This is a genomic window from Thermodesulfovibrio sp. 3907-1M, assembly GCF_040450955.1.
GTDB lineage: Bacteria > Nitrospirota > Thermodesulfovibrionia > Thermodesulfovibrionales > Thermodesulfovibrionaceae > Thermodesulfovibrio > Thermodesulfovibrio autotrophicus.
Genome location: NZ_CP144373.1, coordinates 549,044 through 569,331 on the forward strand (window position 1 = coordinate 549,044; position 20,288 = coordinate 569,331).

Annotated in this window: 19 protein-coding genes, 1 other RNA gene and 1 pseudogene; 11 read left to right on the plus strand and 10 right to left on the minus strand. The window is 35.6% G+C overall.

Going from position 1 to position 20,288, the window contains the following annotated elements; all coding sequences use genetic code 11:
* Positions 1-2: 2 nt before the first annotated feature.
* The 11 genes from V4D30_RS02885 to V4D30_RS02935 are packed head-to-tail and all read left to right on the plus strand — an operon-like array spanning position 3 to position 10,003.
* Positions 3-524, plus strand: coding sequence for an NADH-quinone oxidoreductase subunit J (locus V4D30_RS02885; protein ID WP_353684748.1), 522 nt, complete (start codon positions 3-5; stop codon positions 522-524).
* On the plus strand, positions 511-816 hold the full coding sequence (gene nuoK, locus V4D30_RS02890) for an NADH-quinone oxidoreductase subunit NuoK (RefSeq protein ID WP_353684749.1): 306 nt from the start codon (positions 511-513) through the stop codon (positions 814-816). Before V4D30_RS02885 ends, nuoK begins: the two co-directional genes overlap by 14 nt.
* On the plus strand, positions 816-2,294 hold the full coding sequence (locus V4D30_RS02895) for a monovalent cation/H+ antiporter subunit D family protein (protein WP_353684750.1): 1,479 nt from the start codon (positions 816-818) through the stop codon (positions 2,292-2,294). The genes nuoK and V4D30_RS02895 overlap by 1 nt, the downstream gene beginning before the upstream one ends.
* Positions 2,291-2,422 carry a hypothetical protein gene (locus V4D30_RS02900; protein WP_353684751.1) on the plus strand — a complete coding sequence of 44 codons (132 nt, stop codon included), beginning with the start codon at positions 2,291-2,293 and terminating at the stop codon, positions 2,420-2,422. The genes V4D30_RS02895 and V4D30_RS02900 overlap by 4 nt, the downstream gene beginning before the upstream one ends.
* Positions 2,422-2,658: a hypothetical protein gene (locus tag V4D30_RS02905; RefSeq protein WP_353684752.1), complete on the plus strand. Its 237-nt coding sequence runs from the start codon at positions 2,422-2,424 to the stop codon at positions 2,656-2,658. Before V4D30_RS02900 ends, V4D30_RS02905 begins: the two co-directional genes overlap by 1 nt.
* Positions 2,651-4,423, plus strand: a complete 1,773-nt coding sequence (locus V4D30_RS02910) for a Na(+)/H(+) antiporter subunit D (RefSeq protein ID WP_353684753.1) — start codon at positions 2,651-2,653, stop codon at positions 4,421-4,423. Before V4D30_RS02905 ends, V4D30_RS02910 begins: the two co-directional genes overlap by 8 nt.
* 11 nt (positions 4,424-4,434) lie before the next feature.
* Positions 4,435-5,928 (plus strand): NADH-quinone oxidoreductase subunit M, encoded by a 1,494-nt coding sequence (locus V4D30_RS02915; protein WP_353684754.1) that lies wholly within the window; start codon positions 4,435-4,437, stop codon positions 5,926-5,928.
* A 13-nt stretch (positions 5,929-5,941) separates the two neighbouring features.
* Positions 5,942-7,318 (plus strand): NADH-quinone oxidoreductase subunit N, encoded by a 1,377-nt coding sequence (locus tag V4D30_RS02920; RefSeq protein ID WP_353684755.1) that lies wholly within the window; start codon positions 5,942-5,944, stop codon positions 7,316-7,318.
* A gap of 48 nt (positions 7,319-7,366) precedes the next feature.
* Positions 7,367-8,950: a methyl-accepting chemotaxis protein gene (locus V4D30_RS02925; RefSeq protein WP_353684756.1), complete on the plus strand. Its 1,584-nt coding sequence runs from the start codon at positions 7,367-7,369 to the stop codon at positions 8,948-8,950.
* Between the two features lie 13 nt (positions 8,951-8,963).
* Positions 8,964-9,479, plus strand: a complete 516-nt coding sequence (locus V4D30_RS02930; RefSeq protein WP_353685150.1) for a YeeE/YedE thiosulfate transporter family protein — start codon at positions 8,964-8,966, stop codon at positions 9,477-9,479.
* Entirely contained in the window at positions 9,476-10,003 is a 528-nt protein-coding gene (locus V4D30_RS02935) for a DUF6691 family protein (RefSeq protein WP_353684757.1), read from the plus strand. The genes V4D30_RS02930 and V4D30_RS02935 overlap by 4 nt, the downstream gene beginning before the upstream one ends.
* Positions 10,004-10,012: 9 nt before the next feature.
* Here V4D30_RS02935 and rnr read toward each other — a convergent pair whose 3' ends face one another.
* The 10 genes and pseudogenes from rnr to V4D30_RS02985 all read right to left on the minus strand — a co-directional run bounded on the left by rnr (position 10,013) and on the right by V4D30_RS02985 (position 20,284).
* The gene (gene rnr / locus V4D30_RS02940; RefSeq protein ID WP_353684758.1) at positions 10,013-12,100 is read right to left on the minus strand and encodes a ribonuclease R; all 2,088 of its coding nucleotides are present in this window, start codon (positions 12,098-12,100) and stop codon (positions 10,013-10,015) included.
* Positions 12,097-12,831: a RodZ domain-containing protein gene (locus V4D30_RS02945; RefSeq protein WP_353684759.1), complete on the minus strand. Its 735-nt coding sequence runs from the start codon at positions 12,829-12,831 to the stop codon at positions 12,097-12,099. The genes rnr and V4D30_RS02945 overlap by 4 nt, the downstream gene beginning before the upstream one ends.
* Positions 12,824-13,417 carry a recombination mediator RecR gene (gene recR / locus V4D30_RS02950; protein WP_353684760.1) on the minus strand — a complete coding sequence of 198 codons (594 nt, stop codon included), beginning with the start codon at positions 13,415-13,417 and terminating at the stop codon, positions 12,824-12,826. The genes V4D30_RS02945 and recR overlap by 8 nt, the downstream gene beginning before the upstream one ends.
* Positions 13,414-13,758, minus strand: coding sequence for a YbaB/EbfC family nucleoid-associated protein (locus tag V4D30_RS02955; protein ID WP_353684761.1), 345 nt, complete (start codon positions 13,756-13,758; stop codon positions 13,414-13,416). The genes recR and V4D30_RS02955 overlap by 4 nt, the downstream gene beginning before the upstream one ends.
* Positions 13,751-15,334, minus strand: coding sequence for a DNA polymerase III subunit gamma/tau (gene dnaX / locus V4D30_RS02960; RefSeq protein WP_353684762.1), 1,584 nt, complete (start codon positions 15,332-15,334; stop codon positions 13,751-13,753). Before dnaX ends, V4D30_RS02955 begins: the two co-directional genes overlap by 8 nt.
* Before the next feature lie 14 nt (positions 15,335-15,348).
* An RNA gene (gene ffs, locus V4D30_RS02965) (signal recognition particle sRNA small type) lies at positions 15,349-15,447 on the minus strand.
* Between the two features lie 142 nt (positions 15,448-15,589).
* Positions 15,590-17,755, minus strand: a pseudogene (gene topA / locus V4D30_RS02970) (type I DNA topoisomerase); the annotation flags it as partial.
* Positions 17,746-18,021 (minus strand): hypothetical protein, encoded by a 276-nt coding sequence (locus tag V4D30_RS02975; RefSeq protein WP_353684763.1) that lies wholly within the window; start codon positions 18,019-18,021, stop codon positions 17,746-17,748. The pseudogene topA and the gene V4D30_RS02975, both read right to left, overlap by 10 nt.
* Entirely contained in the window at positions 18,022-19,110 is a 1,089-nt protein-coding gene (dprA, locus tag V4D30_RS02980; protein ID WP_353684764.1) for a DNA-processing protein DprA, read from the minus strand.
* Positions 19,103-20,284, minus strand: a complete 1,182-nt coding sequence (locus V4D30_RS02985) for an argininosuccinate synthase (RefSeq protein WP_353684765.1) — start codon at positions 20,282-20,284, stop codon at positions 19,103-19,105. The genes dprA and V4D30_RS02985 overlap by 8 nt, the downstream gene beginning before the upstream one ends.
* Positions 20,285-20,288 lie beyond the last annotated feature (4 nt).

Consider the following 20,288-nt stretch of genomic DNA (forward strand, 5'->3'; position numbering starts at 1 on the left):
GGATGATACCTGAACTTTTATTTACATACTTTGCTGCTGTTATACTTTTTTCAAGTATAGCAGGCATTACAAGAAAAAATCTTGTTCATAGCCTTTTATGGATACTTCTTATGTTTGTTCACCTTGCAGGGCTTTATTTACTTTTAAATGCAGAATTTCTCGCAATGGTGCAGATTATTGTTTATGCAGGTGCCATTCTTGTTATGTTTCTTTTCGTTGTATTTTTGCTTAACCTGAAAGAGGAAACAAAACAGTCAGTGTTTATTCATTCATGGCAGGCAAGGCTTTATGCTTCTCTTTTACTTTTGTTTTTTGCCATTGCTGGTGCTTTTACTTATAAGAAACATTACACAGGCAACTACACCATTGAGCTTATTGAAAAACAGGGACATACAAAAACGCTCGGGATCGTTCTTTTTAATGACTATCTTTTCCCCTTTCTGATTTTAGGCTTTATTCTCTTAGTTCCTTTAATTGGTGTTGGAATAGCTGCCATAAGGAGGAAGACAAATGGTACCGCTTAGTTACTATTTAGCGTTGAGCACAGTCTTATTTTTTGTCGGATTTGTAGGATTTTTAACAAGAAAAAATTTGATAATGATGTTTATCTCCATAGAGATTATGCTTAATTCCATAAATGTGTCTCTTGTGGCACTGAGTCATTACATGCAGGATATAAGAGGTCAGATTATTGCTCTCTTTGTCATTGCTATTGCGGGTGGTGCCGTTGCTGTAGGATTAATAATTATTATACTGGCATATAAAAATAAGCCTACATTGAAACTTGAAGAATTCAATCTGATGAGGGAAGAGTGATGAATGTAGAGCAATCCATTTTACCATTAATTCCAGTTATTGTTTCTTTACTGGCAATTCCATTAATTGTTGCAACAGGTGAGAGAAATCCTAATCTTCGCGAATTCTGGTCGGTGCTGGCAGGAGTTATTAAGTTTGCTGTGGTTGCCTCTATGCTTCCAGCAGTCCTGGCAGGAAAAACGCTGGAGTTTAAACTTTTCAAGCTTTTCCCCGGTATTGAGGTAAAATTCAGGGCAGATGCTCTTGGAATGCTATTTGCTCTTGGTGCGTCTTTCTTATGGATAGTTACAACATTCTATTCCATTGGATACATGAGAGGACACAATGAAAAAAAGCAAACAAGATACTTTGCCTGCTTTGCTGCAGCACTTTCAACAACCATGGGTGTTGCCTTTTCAGGCAATCTTTTTACCATGTTTTTGTTTTATGAGGGACTGACTTTTGTGACCTATCCACTTGTTGCCCATCATGAAACAGATGAAGCAAAGGCTGGAGCAAGAAAGTATGCCATATATTTAATAGGTGCTGCAAAGGTGTTTCTCGTTGCAGCAATTGTAATAACTTATATGATTGCAGGAACTCTTGATTTCCAAAAGGGAGGCATCTTTACAGAGGCAGTAAGACATACCTACTCGGGTATTCTTGGAATAGTATTTCTAATGTATTTTTATGGATTTGCAAAAGCTGCTATTATGCCGCTTCATGGATGGCTTCCTGCTGCAATGGTTGCACCGACTCCGGTAAGTGCACTGCTACATGCAGTGGCAGTTGTAAAGACAGGAGTATTCACTGTTTTAAGAGTAATATTTTTCGTTTACGGAACTGATTTTCTTAAAGAACTTTCTACGACAAATTTTGCTCTTTTTATGGCAGCTTTTACAATAACAGTAGGCTCAATGATAGCACTCACAAGAGATAATATTAAAGCAAGGCTTGCTTTTTCCACAATAAGTCAACTTTCCTACGTCATTTTAGGAGGACTTCTGCTTACCTATGATGGAATGCTGGGAGGAATAATTCATATTTCCAATCACGCCTTTGCTAAGATAACTCTATTTTTCTGTGCAGGTTCTCTTTATGTATGCGCCCATAAAACTGAAGTCAGTCAGCTTGACGGGATTGCAAAAAAAATGCCCTGGACCATGGCAGCTTTCACAATTGGTGCACTGGGTATGATAGGAGTTCCCCTTGTAGGTGGATTTATAACTAAGTGGTATTTGCTTATGGGAGCCCTTGAAAAGGGCAGCATTGAAATAGTAGGAGTTTTACTTTTAAGTTCTTTGCTTAATGCTGGATATTTTCTGCCTATAATCTATCGCGCCTATTTTAGAAAGTTTGATGATACCCATGGACATGCTCATGAGATCAAAGAAAATCCCTTTATAGCTACAACTCTCATGATTACTGCCATACTCAGCATAATTGGTGGATTGTATCCAGATTTGATAATAAATCTCGCTAAGGAGGTTCTGAAATGAGTTTAAATGGAAGTGATAAAAAGATTCTTAAGCATGACCCAATTCCACCTTATAGAACGGTTTTTTATATAGTGTTTACTCTCGGAGCTATATATCTTGCAGCAATAATCATGCTGGGTGCTAAGTGATGGAAAACAAAAAAATGAGCAAGGGTTTAAAGAAAATTCTCACTATTTTCTTTTTATTCCTCCTTCTCCTGATAATTATTGACCCCTTTATTCACAAACATTCTTACTTTGGCTTTGATGAGTATCTATCTTTTTATGGAGCCTATGGTCTTGTTGCTTGTATCTTACTTGTTCTGGCTGCAAAATACATACTCAGACCCATTGTTATGAGAAGGGAGGATTATTATAATGATTAATTTGATTCCACCTGCATTGATACTCATAGTGGGTTCTCTTTTAGTTCCTCTTTTAAAGGGAAGGGCAAGGCAGGTCTATATGATTGCTCTACCATTGCTTATAGTTTTATACCTTTTCAACCTTTCCGAAGGCATATACTGGAAAGTAAGAATACTGGAGTATGAGCTAATATTTGGCAGGGTTGATAGACTCTCTCTTGCCTTTGGCTATATCTTTGCAATTATAACTTTTATTTCATCCATATACAGCCTTCATGTAAAGGATAATCTCCATCTGGTCTCAGCTTTTGTTTATGCAGGTGGTGCTCAGGGTGCGGTTTTTGCTGGAGACTTTATAACACTTTTTATATTCTGTGAAGTCATGGCATTTGCAGCAGCCTATATTGTCTGGTCTGCAAGGACCAAAGCAGCTGTAGGTGCCGGGATGAGGTATTTAATGGTTCATATTTTTGGAGGCTTACTCCTTCTTGGTGGTATTATGATTCATTATCATGAGACACGCTCTTTGCTTTTCAATTATGTAAGCTTGAATGGATTGAGTTCATGGCTTATATTTCTTGGGTTTGGAATAAATGCAGCTTTTCCACTGCTGCATGCGTGGCTGCCTGATGCTTATCCAGAGTCCACTGAGACGGGAACGGTGTTTCTCTCAGTTTTTACAACAAAAACAGCTGTATATTTTCTTGCAAGAGCCTTTTATGGAACGGAAATTTTAATTTACGTTGGAGCAGTAATGGCAATTTTTCCCCTTTTCTATACTGTTATTGAGAATAATCTCAGAAGAGTGCTTTCTTATACCATCATAAATCAGGTAGGATTTATGATGGTAGGAATAGGTATAGGGACAAAACTTTCTCTAAATGGCACAGTTGCCCATGCTTTCTGTCATATTCTTTATGATGCTTTGCTTTTTATGTCAATGGGTGCTGTTTTGTACCGCACTGGAAAAATAAATGCTACAGATTTAGGTGGCTTGTACAAATCAATGCCTTTGACAACAATTTTCTGTATTGTGGGAGCAGCATCTATTTCAGGAATCCCTTTTACCAGTGGCTTTGTTAGTAAATCAATGATAATCTCAGCAGCTGCTGAAAATAAATTGATTATAATCTGGCTTGCTTTGCTTTTTGCATCTGCTGGAGTGTTTAGTTATTCAGCAATGAAGGTTTCATTTTTCCCTTTTTTCAGCCATGACTCAGGGATAAAAACAAAGGAAGCTCCAACTCATATGCTTGTAGCAATGGGACTGGCAGCATTTTTATGCATTGGTATAGGAGTGATGCCAGGTCCTCTTTATTCCATCCTTCCCTATTCAGTTGACTATGAGCCATATACAGCAGCCCATGTAATAGATCAGACACAACTTCTTGCTTTTTCAGCATTAGCTTTTACTTTATTGATGCTTTCAGGAATCTATCCTCCAGAGATAAGGTCAATAAATCTTGATGCAGACTGGTTTTATAGAAAGGCAGCAGCAGTTTTTATGAAGTTTGCAAATAATGTGCTTGCAAAGATTGAATATAATATAGTCGGGCAGGCTTATGAGTTTATGGTCATAAAGCCTGTGTTAAAGATTGCAAGGGTTTTAAAACTTGTTGATACTTCAGGAGTTGATGGAACATACGATAGAATGGCAAAAGGTTCTATAAAACTCAGTGATACAGTCAAGATAATTCAAACTGGAAAAGCCCATGATTACGCCTTTTTCATGATTATAGGAGTTATAATGTTGATTTTGATAATTTTAATTCCAATAGTTATTTAAAGGAGTAAGGCATGACTGAGACAGTTTCATATCCAATACTCTCAATAGTTACATTCTTTCCTCTTATTGGAGTTCTCATTATTATTCTGCTTAAAAATGACAGGGCTGTAAGATACACAGCAGTCTTTACAACTGTTATGAATTTATTAATATCAATTCCCATATTTACTAATTTTGATAAATCCAGTTCATCTTTTCAGTTTGTTGAATTTTATAACTGGATCCCTGCAATAAACGCTTATTACAAAGTGGGAGTTGATGGTATAAGCATTCTTTTTGTATTGCTCACTCTTATTATTAGCATTCTGTGTGTAGCAGTCTCATGGAGTGCTATTCAGGAGACAGTAAAGCTTTTTTACTCAATGATTCTCATAATGGAAACTGCAATGATAGGTGTTTTCTGTGCTATGGATTTGCTTCTTTTTTATGTATTTTATGAAGCCATGCTAATTCCTATGTTTTTACTTATTGGAATCTGGGGAAGTGCTAATAGAATTTATGCCTCTGTAAAGTTTGTTCTTTTTACCTTTGCAGGCAGTGTTCTTATGCTTATTGGAATTATAAGCCTTTACTTTATGGCAGGTAAAACCTTTGATGTGGTTGAACTCTCAAAGGTCAAACTTCCGTTAGAGTTCCAATACTGGTTATTTTTTGCCTTTTTCGCAGCCTTTGCTGTCAAGGTTCCAATGTTTCCCTTCCATACATGGCTTCCTGATGCCCATACAGAGGCGCCAACTGCAGGAAGCGTAATCCTTGCAGGAATTTTGCTTAAGATTGGAGGATACGGATTTGTAAGATTTTCTATACCCTTCTGCCCTGATGCCACACTGAGTTTAAAGCTTTTTATGCAAGTTTTATCGCTTGTTGCCATAATTTACGGAGCTTTTGTAACACTCATGCAAACTGATTTTAAACGACTCATTGCTTACTCCAGTGTTAGCCACATGGGATTTGTCACTCTCGGAATCTTTTCGCTGAATACATCAGCCATGCAGGGTGGGATACTTCAGATGATTAATCATGGAATTGTAACTGGAGCACTCTTTATGTGCATAGGTGTAATTTATGAAAGAACCCACACAAGAGAGCTTATAAAGTATGGAGGACTCGGTAAGGCAGTTCCCATCTTTGTTCTTTTTTATACCTTCTTTTCAGCAGCCTCAATTGGTTTTCCTGGAACAAACTCCTTTATAGGAGAATTTCTTATTATGCTCGGTGCTTTTAAAAGCAGTTTTTATATAGGTACTCCACTAATACTGGGAATTGCTCTTGGTGCAACATATATGATATGGCTTTATTACAGAGTTGTTCTTAACGAGGTCAAGCCAGAGATAAAAGAACATCTTCATGATTTAAACTTAAGGGAAGTGCTCATGTTTATTCCTCTTGTTTTTCTTGTGCTGTTGATTGGATTTCAACCCTCAATACCGCTTAGTTTTATAGACACATCAATCAAGCATTTACTGGATTCTTTGCTAAATCCAGTTAATCTCACTATGAAATAGGAGGTGTAATAGAATGGCTCAATATTTGCCCCTTTTGCCAGAGATAGTTTTTACCATACTTTTCCTCATCTACTTTGTGATAGGCTTATTCATAAAAAATAGACAGATAACAGGCATCATGGTAATGACAATTTCACTTATCACCTCTTTTATTTTATTCAGAGCTGATGGCACTGCTTTTAAAAATATGTTTGTCGCAGACAACTTCAGTCAGAGCCTGAAGTTAGTTTTTCTTTTGAGTCTTTTTCTTTGCACACTAATTTCCATGAGATATGAAAAAATCAAGGATAGTATTTTTTACGAATACTCCCTTCTTATGCTTTTAAGCACACTTGCCATGATGCTTATTGTTTCTTCAAGGGATCTCATTCCTCTTTTTCTTTCAGTGGAGTTTATGTCACTTTGTTTATATCTTCTTTCAGGTTTTATTATTTCTGATTTAAAGTCCAATGAAGCTTCATTGAAGTATTATGTTCTGGGAAGTTTTGCATCAGCCATATTTCTTTTTGGGATAGCAGCTATTTATGGAGTAGCGGGAACAACCACTTTTTACGGTATATCGGATTTTTTGAAGAATAATTCAGGTATCACAATTTATCACTACATCGGAACAGTGGCAATAATCACAGCTCTTGCTTTTAAAGCAGGTTGCGCTCCCTTTCATCAGTGGTCACCAGATGTTTATGAAGGTGCACCAACAACAATCACGGCTTTTATGTCTGTTGGTCCCAAGGCTGCAGCATTAGGAGCATTAGGAAGGGTGATTTTTGAATCTTTCAGTTTTTCTCCTCAACTATGGCTTGCTTCCCTTGTATTTGTTGCTCTTCTTACAATGGCAACGGGAAACATTCTTGCCTTAAGGCAAAACAACATAAAAAGACTTCTTGCATATTCCTCCATTGCCCATGCTGGCTATGTAATGCTGGCAGTAATTGCCTGTTCTCAGGAAGGATTGAACTCAATAGTTTTCTATATGATTATTTATGCGTTCATGAATATTGGAGCTTTTGCAGTTGTTTTAGCTCTTCCAGATGGAGAATCTATTGAAGGATACAGGGGGATTTCATTCCTTAATCCATCTTTATCTCTCTGTATGCTTGCTTTTCTTTTCTCACTTGCTGGAATTCCGCCTTTTGGAGGATTTATTGCTAAGTTTTTAGTTTTTAAATCAGTAATTCACTCTGGCTATATCTGGGTAGCTGTTATTGGAATACTATTCAGCATACTATCCGCTTACTATTATCTCAGGATAGCTGTAAAAATGTTTTTCTCTAATGCACAGGAGCAGATTCAGTCTAAATATCTAATTCCTTCCAATCTGAAGGTGGCAATAGCTCTAAATGCTGGATTAATATTGGTTACTGGAGTAATTCCTGGTATTATCATGTAAAAAATTTTTTATGGTATAATTAATAAATTTTATTGGAGGTGACAGAAAATGAATGTTAAACGACTGCTTCAGTTTATTAATATAATGATTTTGATTGCACTTGTAGGGCTTTTTATACTTTCCTACTTTAATGAAAAGGGATTTCAGAAACGAATAGAGAAATTAACAAAACAGGATGTAATGCTTCTGATTGCATTGAATGAAATGTATTCACAGGGACTTCAGACAGGGCAGGCTACGAGAAATGTATTCATAAATCCAAAGGATGAGACCGCAAAGAAAAATTATCAAAAGGCGCATCAGGATTTTATGAAGGCAAATGAAGAAGCTATAAAGCTTTCTACAGGAGAAATAAAGAAGGATATGGAAAGAGTAGCTCAGATTTGGCAGCAAGACCATTCAAAGAAAATGGAGATTCAGCAACTGGCTGTGGAAGGTAAAAAAGAGGAAGCAGCGCAGAAAATTGTTGAAGAAACAAAGTTATGGAGGGAGATTAAGGATAGTATCTTAAAAGCAATAGATAGGAACAAAAAAGAATTTGAAAAAACAAATGAGGAAGTCAATATTGTTAGAAAGAGAAACTCAATTATATATTCAGTTATTCTTGTTGTTGCCCTTGCAGGTTTGAGCGCGCTACTTTATTATTCCTATAAATCCTATGAAAAGAACATGTCCTCTGCCCTTGGATGTTTTACAAAGCTTGAGCAGGGAGACTTAAGACAGGAAGAATCCCGTAAATGTGATCTCATCGGAGACATATATCAGAGAATTACAGTAAGCCTGAGAGAAACTATTGGTAAAATAAGGAATGTTGTTAAAAACACAAATTCAATAGTATCTTCACTTTCAAAGGAGTCTGATAATTTAGAGAAAAATTCCCGTGAGCAGCTTTCCCGCATTGATCACATGGCATCAGCATCAACAGAGATATCTCAAACAATAATTGATGTTGCAAAAAATGCTGCTTCTGCTTCTGATTCTGCCAAGCAGGCAAACGAGACAGCACAGAAAGGCAAAAACGCTGTAGAAAAGGCTGCAAATGCAATGATTGAAATCGCAAAATCTATTAAATCTGCTGCAGGAACAATTGAAGAACTCGGACAGAGCTCTCAGGAGATTGGAGAGATAGTACTTACCATAAAGGATATAGCTGACCAGACCAATCTTCTTGCTTTAAATGCAGCAATAGAGGCTGCAAGGGCAGGAGAGCAGGGTAGGGGCTTTGCGGTTGTTGCTGATGAAGTGAGAAAGCTTGCTGAGAGAACTGCTAAGGCAACAGAGGAGATTGCAGAGAAAATAAGAAACATACAGTTAAAATCAGATGCCTCTGTCAATGCAATGAATCAAAGCAGTAAGCAGGCAGAAGGAGGGGTTTCTCTTGCAAATGATGCAATGAGAGCTCTTGATGAAATTGTAAATGCCACAGAAAAAGCAATGGATATGATTCAGAGAATTGCTGTGGCAACTGAAGAATTATCTGCTACAAGTGAAGAGATTGCTCAGAATATGGAGACAATAAAAATAAATATTGACAGCACAGTAAAAATGATTGAAACAGTGAGGATAATGTCAAAAAAGCTTTATGAAGAGGCAAAAAATCTTGATGAAAGTGTGGAGTACTTTAAAATTTAAAAGGGGGCATATGATGAGTTCATCAAACAAAGCATGGAATCCTTATTTAACAGGGGCTTTAAGTGGGCTTGTATCAATTCTTTCTGTTTGGATAGCTGGACATTTTCTCGGTGCCTCAACAACCTTTGTAAGAATAGCAGGTGCAATAGAGAGCTTGTTTTTACCAAAAAGAGTAGAAGAAATGGATTATTTTTCAGCTTTTCCTCCTCAGATAGACTGGCAGGTTATGTTTTTATCAGGAATTTTTATAGGTTCTTTAATTGCTGCGGTTATTTCAAAAGATTTTAATATTAGGTGGGTACCAGAGATGTGGAAAAATAGATTTGGAGAGAACCCTTTTAAACGAGCCGTGGTGGCATTTTTTGGGGGGATGATTGCAATATTTGGAGCAAGACTTGCAGGTGGTTGAACAAGTGGTCATGGGCTGAGCAGTTCTGTTCAGCTTGCAGTTGTAGGATATATTGCTATAATTTGCTTTTTTATAGGCGGAATAATTAGTGCAAGAATACTCTATGGAGGTAAAAAATGAAACCGTTAATATATGGACTCATTACAGGGATTTTATTTGGATTTTTACTTCAAAGGGCTCATGTAATCAGATATGATATGCAACTGGGAGCATTAAGACTAAAAAATATGACAATTGTTAAATTTATGCTTTCACATATAATTGTTGCCATGATAGGAATACATCTTTTAAGTGATTTAGGATTAATTACATTTTCTGTAAGAACAACAATTCTGGGCAGTGCCATTGCAGGTGGGCTTATTTTTGGTCTTGGGTGGGGGCTTATTGGTTACTGTCCTGGTACTTCAATTGCAGCCATTGCAGAAGGAAGAATGGATGCGTTCTGGGGAATATTGGGTATGATAACAGGAGCAGCAATTTTTGCTGAAATTTTTCCGTACTTACAGGATAATATCATGTCATGGGGTGATTTTGGAAAAATTACTTTATCCCAGCTGTTTGGTTTAAATCATTGGATTATAATTATTTTATTTGCTATAGGTAGTCTTATCCTTTTTAAATGGTTTGAAAAAAGAGGGCTTTAAAAGTTTTATTTAACGGAGCTCAAAAATTATTTCTCTGTCCTCAATGCTCACCTTTGAGACTCTTACTTGAATTGGAGTCCCAATTGTAAATTTTCTTTTTCTTTTCAATCCTGTTAAACAGTATCTTTTGTCGTCAAACTGATAAAAATCATCGGTCATGTAAGAGACAGGTAAAAATCCTTCAATATAATATTCCTCAAGCCTTACTCTTAAACCTTCAGGTGTAACCATTGTAACCTTTCCATCAAACTCTTCTCCAACTTTCTCTTTCATAAACCACACTCTCATAATCTGAATAGATTGTCTTTCAACATCATCAGCTTTTCTTTCCATTCTTGAGCTATGTATAGCAATGTCAGGTAAAATCTCTTCAAGCTTTTTTTTCCTTTCTTTTGATATTTTTCCTTTTTGCAAAAACTCTTTTAAAATTCTGTGAACAATGAGGTCAGGATATCTTCTTATTGGTGATGTAAAATGGGTATAGCATTCTGATGCCAATCCAAAATGCCCTACATTTTCTGGACTATAGCGAGCCTGTTTTAAGCTTCTTAAGATTAAGTAGTTTACTATTTCTTCATAGGGAGTTCCTTTAACAACTTCAATAAATTCGTGAAACTCAGAAGGCTTTAAATCTTCCTTTAAAATCCCCAGATTTTTAATAATTCTTGTAAGATATTGAATTTTATTGGATTCAGGTTCTTCATGAACACGGTAAAGACATGGAATATTTTTAGAATATAGAAACTCTGCAACTGCTTCATTTGCTGCTATCATGAATTCTTCAATAATAAAATGAGCAAGATTCCTTTCAGCTTTAATTATTGCCTGAGGATCTCCTTTTATATCAAGCAAGACTTCTGGTTCAGGAAGGTCAAAGTCAAGACTACCTCTTTTTTTTCTTTTATTCTTAAGTATTTCACATAATTCAGCCATTTTTTCAAAATGAGGAACAAGAGCTTTATATTTTTTTATTTCTTCAGGATCTCTATCAACTAAGATTTTCTTAACTGAAGTATAGGTCATTCTCTCTATGGTTTGGATTACACTTGGATAAAAAAGAGTTTCTTTTCTTTCGCCTGATTTGCTGAAATGCATTTCCACTGTAAAGGTAAGCCTTGGTGTTTTTGGAAGTAAACTACACAGGTTTTCACTCAATGCTGGAGGAAGCATTGGTATTACTCTGTCTGGTAAATAAACACTGGTTGCCCTCTGTCTTGCTTCTACGTCTACAGGAGAGTTCCATTTTACATAGTGACTTACATCGGCAATATGAACCCATAATATAAAACCATTTTTCGTTTTTTTTATAGAAACAGCATCATCAAAATCTTTTGCATTTTCTCCATCTATGGTTACTGTAGGAAGTTCTCTGAGGTCAACTCTATTTTTAAACTGTCTTTTTGAAACACTCTTTAAGGAAAGCCCTTCTACAACATTAACCACCTCTTTGGGAAACTTTTTGGGTAACTCATATTCATATGTGAGTATTTCAATGTCTTCACGTGGAGATTTTGGTTTTTCAAAAACTTTAAGTATTCTTGCAACTAAAGGTTTATTTATTGCTTGATAAGTGGTGATTTCAGCAAGAACAATATCTCCTGGCTTAACTTTAATATCTCCAGGAGCAATAACAATCTGCTGATTTATGTTTTTCTTTCTTGGTTGAATATAAAAAATTGGACCAGATCTCTCAACTTCGCCCACAATTCTTTTCACAGCTCTTTCAAGAATTCTTATTATTCTTCCTTCTCTTTTTCTTCTCTGTTCAAGCCTTGCAACTACTCTGTCTCCATGCATTGCTCCCATCGTGGCATGGGGAGGTATGAATACATCTTTTTCCTTGGGAGAGTCGGGAATTACAAAACCAAATCCATTTCTATGAGCCTCAAAAAAACCTGTTATTAGTTTTACTTCTTTAACAGGTAAATAAAGTCCTTTTCTGTTTCTTAAGATTTTTCCCTGTATAAGGAGTTCTTTAAGGGTGTGTTTTAATTTTTTTCTCTCTGAAGCTTTAAGTCCAAAAGCATCTGATATTTCTTTGAAACTTAAAGGTTTTCCAGATTTTTTAATGAATTCTAAAAGAGTTTCCCCTTTCAATCTTTCTCCTGCGGAAGATTAAGATATACTACCTGACCTGTCTGCCCAAGTTTTCCAAGCTCTTTATCATTAAATAAAATTTTAACTCCTCCAGCATTTCCTATGTGAAGTTTAAAAGCTTTATTAGCCTGAAGTTGTATCTTCTGTCCTGGATTAAGAAGAAATTCTTTCTTTTCTTTATCATCTATTGTAATTCTCATCCAAACCTTATCGGTAGCTTCAATTTCAAGTTTTTGTTTATCTGTAGAGAGTGCCTGTTTCGGTTCAGTTTTTTCAATTTTTTCTTCAACTTTTGGTGTTTCTGACATTGTTTGCCGGGTTACTGGTGGAGGAGGTAGGGTAGGTTCTTTTTTTTCAAACTGGATAAGTAAAATTGTTACAAGAATAACAGTAAAGATAATTCCTGCGGTTATGCTCCAGTTAGGTAATTTTTTTAAAAAAGTGAGCTTTTTCTCTGAAGATTCTTTAACTGCTGCAGGTGCAATCTGAGTTACAGTCTGTTTTTTTGATTTAAGATATTCGTCATAATCCTTTAAGATCGGAGAAGCATCAACTCCGAGACTCTGAGCATAGGTTTTAATATATGCTCTTGTGTATAACTCAATGGGTAATTCATCAAATTTGCCTTCTTCTATTAACTGAAGGTAAGATTTTTTGATTTTCGTTTCTTCAGCAATTTCCTCCAGTGTTTTTCCTGATTCTATTCTTCTTTTTTTTAATTCTTCATACATTCAGAGGCTTCCTTCCTTCTAAAGCCTTTGACAATGTTACTTCATCTGCAAATTCAATGTCAATACCCATCGGAAGTCCGTAGGCAATTCTTGTAATTTTTATGTTGTATTTTTTGAGGAGATCAGCAATCCATTGAGCTGTAAGTTCTCCTTTTGTATGCGGGCTTGTGGAAATTATTACTTCCTGAATTTGTCCTGTTTTAACTCTATCTTCAAGCTCTTTTATTTTCAATTTATCTGGAGTTAATCCATCAACAGGAGATATGTTTCCTCCAAGAACATGATATGTCCCCTTATATCCAGTTTTTTCAAATAAAATTATGTTGCTTGGTTCTTCCACTACACAGATTATTGAATGGTCTCTTTCAGGATTACTACATATGTTGCACTTTTCATTTTCTGTTATGTTAAAGCAGATTGGGCAGTATTTAGCATTTTTTTTCAGATTTATAATTGCCTGTGCAATCTCAGTAGCTTCGTTTTCCTGCATACTCATTATAAAAAAAGCAAGTCTCTGAGCAGTCTTTCTACCAATTCCTGGAAGTTTGCAGAGATTATCAATGAGTTTTTCTATGGGATTGCTCATAATTTACCAAAAAGACTGGTTAAATCAGGCATTCCTGGAAGATTAAAAGGCATGGAAACTTTAGCCATCTCAGCCTGTGCAAGCTCATGGGCTCTTTTTAATGCTTCATTCACAGCAGCAAGGATTAAATCTTCAAGCATTTCTACATCATCAGGATTTACAACCTCTTTATCAATTTTTATTGAAATAATCTCTCCTGCTCCATTTGCTTGAGCAGTAACCATTCCTCCACCTGCTGTTGCTTCAACTGTCATTCTTTTTATTTCTTCTTGTTTTTTCTGAATCTGTTCCTGAATTTTTTGTGCCTGTCTCATTATCTCACCAAACATTTTCTTAGACATCTTCTCCTCCTTTTTTGGGTATTATATTAAAAATTCTTCCATCAAAAAGTTGTAGAGTCTTTTTAACAAGAGGATGATTAATTATTTCATCCGTTAAATTTTCTCTTGACTTCTGCGTACTTAAATCTTTCAGAGTCTTTATAGTTATCTTACCATCAAATCCTGATTCTTTCAACAAATTTTGAATTTCTGTAAGATTTTCCTTCACAGAGTCAGCATACAGAGAAGCACCACCGTTGTAAATCAACTGGATTTCATCATTTTCAAAATTAACTTTAGCATGCCTAATTTTCATGGCGAGTAAATGATTCTGAGTTTCAAGTTTTTCAAGAAATTTTTGCCAGATTGCTTCCTTGCTCTGAGATGTTATTTTATGAGAAGTTTCTGCTTCCTCGGGTGAATGCTTGATAGGTTGAATTAAAGATGTTTGAAGCTTTGTATTTCCCTGAGAAGTGTAAAATTTTTTCACCTCTTTTATGGCTTCATCAATATTTTTGAAGTGAGACAGAAAGCTGAGCTTAAGGAGGGTTATTTCAAAAATAATTCTCGGAAAAAAGGAGTTTTTTATTGCAAATTCAGAATTAATTAATTCCTTAAGCAGAAGCACCAGATGTTCTTCAGATGTTTTTTTACTCAGATTTTCAATTAATTCGGACTCTGATTCAGTTATGTATAGTTTGAAATTTTTTGTAATTTTACTGATAAGGGTGTTTCTTAAAAATTGGATTAAATCATTAGTCAGCCGCTTGAAATCAGTGCCAGTGCTGTTGAGTTCTTCTACTTTTAAGACAATTTTTTCTTTATCACCATCAATTAAGGATTCAGTTAGCTCATAAAGTATTTTTATATCAGTTCCACCAATTAATAAATTTACATCCTCCTGCGTTACTTTATCTGTGAATGAGGTTACCTGGTCAAGCATTGTTAAAGCATCTCTCATACTTCCTTCAGCATTTACGCTTAGTGTGTAGAGTGCTTCTTCTGTGATATCTATGTTTTCCTTCCTGCAAATAAAATGGAGTCTCTGTTTTATTAAATTAACCGGAATTCTTCTGAATTGAAGATGCTGACATCTGCTTAGAACAGTTAAAGGAATTTTTCTTGGCTCAGTTGTTGCCAGAACAAATACCACATGTGGAGGTGGTTCTTCCAATGTTTTAAGAAAGGCATTAAAAGCTGATTGGCTGAGCATATGAGCTTCGTCGATTATGTAAACCTTATAAAATCCTTCTGCTGAAGCATACCTGATATTTTCTCTTAAATCTCTGATATTTTCCACTGAAGTATGAGATGCAGCATCTATTTCTATCACACTCATTGCCCTGCCTTCTTTTATAGCAGTGCAGGAGGGACATTCGTCACAGGGTTTGTTTTGAGAATCTGTGCAGTTTAGCGCTTTAGCAAGAATTCTTGCTGTTGATGTTTTACCAACTCCTTTAGGACCTGAAAAAATATAGGCATGAGAAATTTTGCCTGTTTTTAATGAATTTTCAAGTATCTTTACAACCACTTCTTGCCCTGTAAGATCAGAGAATTTTTGAGGTCTATATTTCCTTGCCAGTCCAAGATATGCCATTTTTAATCCTTAAAAAGGGACCGACTTCCTGCGGCACACAGAAAAGAATGTTTACCGTTGCTTCCTTCCGGACCTGGCGGGGTTCACATCTTTCTGTTGCGCAGGGTCGGTCCCAGCCGAGTTTTCATTTATTTTTATTTTACATTTACAGGCTTTGTTATGGCAAATTAAAAATTCTTCACCCTTTTTGTCTTTCTTTTTCAACATATACGGAAACTTACATTCTGGACATTCCACTGCAACTGGTTCAGTGGGAAGTGTGAATTTACATTCTGGATAATTGGAACAAGCCCAAAAACTTGTCCCTTTTTTAGTTTGTTTTTTTAAAATGTCTCCACCACATTCAGGGCATTTTATCTCAGCAGTGATTGGTTGAGTATATTTACATTGTGGATATCTTGAGCAAGCAATAAATTCTCCTCTTTTACCATTTCTAATGACAAGTAGAGCTCCGCATTCTGGACAGACTTTGTCTGTAGCTTTGATTTCATTGGCATTGTTATTATTGTTCAATGATTTGGTGTTTCTACATGCAGGATAACCAGAACATGCTAAAAATGGTAAGCCTTTGCTCCATCTTATAACCATGTCTTTACCACATTTTTCACATTTTACTTCTGTCTTAATGTCTTTTGGTTTTGTTCTTTTGCCAATTTTTAAAGCTTCTTCAAGGTCTTTTTCAAACTCTCTATAAAATTCTTCAACGACTTTATCCCATTTCACTTCATTTAGAGAAATTTTATCAAGATGTTCCTCCATTTTTGCAGTAAAATTATAATCCATAAGATCAGGAAACTTTTCTTCAAGCAGGTCATTTACAACAAAACCAAGATATGTAGGATAAAGCCTTGTCTTGATTTTTTTTACATAACCTCTTTCCTGAATTGTACTTAGTATTGTGGCATAAGTAGAGGGTCTGCCAATGCCTTTTTCTTCAAGAGCTTTAACAAGGGTTGCTTCTGTATATCTTGGTGGAGGCTCTGTCGTATGTTGTTCTGATTCAATTTCAATAAGTTTTAACGGGGTTTTTTCTTCCAGCAAAGGTAATAAACTGTCCTGTTGAGTTTCTTCATCTTTATAGAGAATGAGAAATCCTGGGAAAACAACAACTGAACCACTTGCTCTGAAATGTGCAATATTCATTGAAGTTTGAACATTAAACTTTGAATCATCCGAAGACTGTATGGTGTCTTCAATTATGTATGTGGTTTGCTCAATCACTGCTTCTGCCATCTGACTTGCGAGAAATCTATCCCAGATGAGTTTATACAGGGCATACTGCTCCTTTGTGAGATATTTTTTAACCACTTCAGGTGCTTTATCAGGATAAGTAGGTCTTATGCATTCATGGGCATCCTGTATTGGAGTAGCTGTTTTTTTTGTTTTTTTGCTTTTATCTGTGCCAACGAATTCTTTACCGAAGTTTTTTTCAATAATTTTTTTTGCCCATTGTTTTGCTTCCTCGGCAATTCTTACGGAATCAGTTCTCATATATGTAATAAGTCCAACTCTGCTACCTTCTATATCAATTCCTTCATATAACTGTTGAGCAATCATCATTGTTTTCTTGGGAGAAAAACCCAGCACTGAAGAAGCCTCAGACTGAAGCGTTGCTGTTCTGAAAGGTTCAGGCGGATTTTTCTTTTTTCTTTTCTTTTCAACTTTGGTAAGTGTATAGTTTAATTGTTTAAGTTCCTGAAGAATTCTCTTGGCATCCTCTTCTGCAGTGATCAAAAATTTAGCTTTTTCATCTGTTCTGTCGACAACAAGTTTGCCTTTATATTTATATAAATTTGCCTTCAGTTGTTTTCCGCCATCTTCAAATTTACCATGTATGGTCCAGTAATCCTCAGGTTGAAATCTAAGAATCTCCTTTTCTCTCTCAACAACCATTCGTAAAGCAACGGATTGCACTCTTCCAGCACTTAATCCTTTCTTAACTTTTTTCCAAAGCATTGGACTCAGATTGTAACCCACAAGTCTGTCAAGAATTCTTCTTGCCTGTTGAGAATATACCTTATTTAAATCTATCTTTGATGGATTTTCAATTGCTGCTTTTACTGCATTCGGTGTAATTTCATGAAATATGGCTCTATAAACTTTTTCATCAGGTGCTTTTATTTCTTCTGCAATGTGATAGGCTATGGCTTCTCCTTCTCTATCAGGGTCTGTAGCTATGAAAATTTTTTGAGCTTTTTTCGCAGACTCTCTGAGCTCTTTAATCAGCTTTTCTTTACCTGGAATTATAATGTATTCAGGTTGAAATCCTCTTTCAATGTCAATGCCAAGCCTGTCCTCTGGAAGATCTTTAATGTGCCCAATAGATGCTTTTACCTCAAAGTCTTTTCCAACAATTTTATTAATTGTTTTTGCTTTTGCAGGTGATTCAACAATTATAAGGTTTTTTCCTTTCAGTTCCATACTATCTGTTTTCCTTTGCTGAAAATAAAGCTGTATATATCATCTTCATGAAGGTCTGTTTCTTTCATTAATAAATAAGCAAGCAAAGCTCTAATCATGTCAATTTCTTCACGATCAAGAAGTTCGCTTCCTTCAATAAAATTAAGCTCTTCTTTAATTTGATGTAAATCAATGTCCATAAGAGATAAGTCCTTTAAACTATCCTCATTGTAATCATTATCAATAAGCTGTCTTGCAAGAACTCTAAGAAAATCAAGAAGCTTCATCTAAATCCTCCTGATATATTTACCTTCTGTTTTGTTTATTAATCCATTTATTTCAAATTTGAGAAGTATTTCAAGAACTTTTGATACATTTATACCTGTTCTTAAAACAATCTCATCAGCTGTCAATGGTTCATCCAATATATCAAATATAGCTCTTTCTTCATTGTCTAATTCAACTGTTTCAGTTTTATTTTGCTTTTTTAATGATGGAATAAATTGCATGATTTCTTCAAGTATGTCTTCAATTTTTGTAACAAGTTTTGCGCCTTTTTGTATTAAATAATTTGTGCCTTCGGAATTTTTTGATGTAATGTTTCCCGGAACAGCAAAAACCTCTCTTCCTTGTTCCAAAGCGAAAGATGCAGTTATCAAAGCACCAGAGTTTATTGTAGCTTCTGTAACAACTGTGCCAATGGATATTCCACTTATTATTCTGTTTCTTTTTGGAAAGTTCTCCTTTTTCGGTCCTTCCTCTGGATAAAATTCACTCAAAATCGCACCATTTTGCATAATTTTCTCTGCCAGTGTTCTATTCTCCGGTGGATAGATATATAAAACTCCGCTTCCCAGAACAGCAATGGTTCTACCACCCTGAGAAAGAGCTGATTTGTGAGCAACTGAATCAATTCCTCTTGCAAGTCCGCTTACAATGGTGATGCCATATAAGGCAGCCTCAGATGATAATTGTTCTGTTACTCTCCTGCCATATTCACTCAATTTTCTTGAACCCACAATTGCCAATCCAGTTTGATCTTCAGGTTTTATCTCTCCTTTGCAGAATAAAACCACAGGTGGATCATAGATTTCCTTTAAAAGTCCTGGATATTGGGCATCATTAAATGAGTAAACTTTTATTTCTCTTTTTTCGCAGAGTTTCATTATTCTGTCTATCTCATTCCAGTTGTTAAATTCTTTTATTCTTTTAGCTCTTTCTATACCTATTCCTTCAACTTCTGCAAGTTCTTCAATGCTTGAACTAAAAATCTTTTTTGCAGAGTTAAATTTTATAAGAAGCCTTTTTACAAGAACAGGTCCCAAATCTTTTATTTCATTTAAAGCAAGACAGAATCTTGTTTCTTCACTAAACATTTTTTAACATTCTTAATCTCAGTGCATTAATTTTTATAAATCCTTCAGCATCTTTTTGGTTGTAGACCTGGTCTTTTTCAAAAGTTGCCAGTTCCTTGCTATAAAGACAGTAGGGTGATTTTCTTCCAGCAACAATACAATTACCTTTGTAGAGCTTGAGTCTCACTGTACCTGCGACATTTTTCTGTGTTTCATCAATCAATTTTTGCAAAGCCAATCTTTCAGGTGAAAACCAGTATCCGTAATAGATAAGCTCTGCATATCTTGGAATGAGACTATCCCTCAGATGCATCAATTCTCTGTCCATTGTTATTGATTCAATTGCTTTATGGGCAATGTGCAAAACTGTTCCAGCAGGAGTTTCATAGACTCCTCTTGACTTGATTCCCACATAGCGGTTTTCAACAATATCCACTCTTCCAATTCCATTTTCTCCAGCAATTTTATTGAGTTTCTGAAATAGCTCTGCACCTGACAGTCTTTCACCATTTAATGCAACAGGATTGCCTTCTTCATAGTCTATTTCAATGTAAACTGGTTTATCAGGAGCTTTTTCAGGTGGGACTACCATGGAATACATATCTTCTGGCGGCTCTCTCCAGGGATCTTCAAGTATTCCTCCCTCATAACTGATGTGAAAAAGATTTTTATCAATACTGTAAGGTTTCTCCTTTGTAGCCTGAACAGGAATGTTGTGCTCTTTGGCATATTCAATAAGACAACTACGGGAGTCAAACTTCCATTCACGCCATGGCGCAATTACTTTTATGTCAGGTTTGAGAGCATAATATGTTAATTCAAATCTTACCTGATCATTTCCCTTACCTGTAGCTCCGTGGGCTACTGCTTCTGCCTTTTCTTTTATAGCAATTTCAATCTGTTTTTTTGCTATAAGAGGTCTTGCAATAGATGTTCCCATAAGATAACCTGTTTCATATACTGCATTTGCTCTTAACATGGGAAATATGTATTCTTTTACGAATTCTTCTTTTAAATCTTCAATGTAAACATTTGATGCACCTGTTTTTAATGCTTTTTCAGCAATTTCATCAAAGTTTTCTTCCTGTCCAATGTCAGCGCAAAAAGCAACAACTTGAGCATTGTAATTTTCTTTTAACCACTTAATAGCAACTGAAGTGTCGAGTCCTCCTGAATATGCAAGAATAATTTTCATTATT

Coding starts and splice junctions, on each gene's coding strand:
- V4D30_RS02885 (WP_353684748.1), top strand. CDS start 3: ATGATACCTGAACTTTTATTTACATACTTTGCTGCTGTTATACTTTTT.
- nuoK (WP_353684749.1), top strand. CDS start 511: ATGGTACCGCTTAGTTACTATTTAGCGTTGAGCACAGTCTTATTTTTT.
- V4D30_RS02895 (WP_353684750.1), top strand. CDS start 816: ATGAATGTAGAGCAATCCATTTTACCATTAATTCCAGTTATTGTTTCT.
- V4D30_RS02900 (WP_353684751.1), top strand. CDS start 2,291: ATGAGTTTAAATGGAAGTGATAAAAAGATTCTTAAGCATGACCCAATT.
- V4D30_RS02905 (WP_353684752.1), top strand. CDS start 2,422: ATGGAAAACAAAAAAATGAGCAAGGGTTTAAAGAAAATTCTCACTATT.
- V4D30_RS02910 (WP_353684753.1), top strand. CDS start 2,651: ATGATTAATTTGATTCCACCTGCATTGATACTCATAGTGGGTTCTCTT.
- V4D30_RS02915 (WP_353684754.1), top strand. CDS start 4,435: ATGACTGAGACAGTTTCATATCCAATACTCTCAATAGTTACATTCTTT.
- V4D30_RS02920 (WP_353684755.1), top strand. CDS start 5,942: ATGGCTCAATATTTGCCCCTTTTGCCAGAGATAGTTTTTACCATACTT.
- V4D30_RS02925 (WP_353684756.1), top strand. CDS start 7,367: ATGAATGTTAAACGACTGCTTCAGTTTATTAATATAATGATTTTGATT.
- V4D30_RS02935 (WP_353684757.1), top strand. CDS start 9,476: ATGAAACCGTTAATATATGGACTCATTACAGGGATTTTATTTGGATTT.
- V4D30_RS02945 (WP_353684759.1), bottom strand. CDS start 12,831: ATGTATGAAGAATTAAAAAAAAGAAGAATAGAATCAGGAAAAACACTG.
- recR (WP_353684760.1), bottom strand. CDS start 13,417: ATGAGCAATCCCATAGAAAAACTCATTGATAATCTCTGCAAACTTCCA.
- V4D30_RS02955 (WP_353684761.1), bottom strand. CDS start 13,758: ATGTCTAAGAAAATGTTTGGTGAGATAATGAGACAGGCACAAAAAATT.
- dnaX (WP_353684762.1), bottom strand. CDS start 15,334: ATGGCATATCTTGGACTGGCAAGGAAATATAGACCTCAAAAATTCTCT.
- V4D30_RS02975 (WP_353684763.1), bottom strand. CDS start 18,021: ATGAAGCTTCTTGATTTTCTTAGAGTTCTTGCAAGACAGCTTATTGAT.
- dprA (WP_353684764.1), bottom strand. CDS start 19,110: ATGTTTAGTGAAGAAACAAGATTCTGTCTTGCTTTAAATGAAATAAAA.
- V4D30_RS02985 (WP_353684765.1), bottom strand. CDS start 20,284: ATGAAAATTATTCTTGCATATTCAGGAGGACTCGACACTTCAGTTGCT.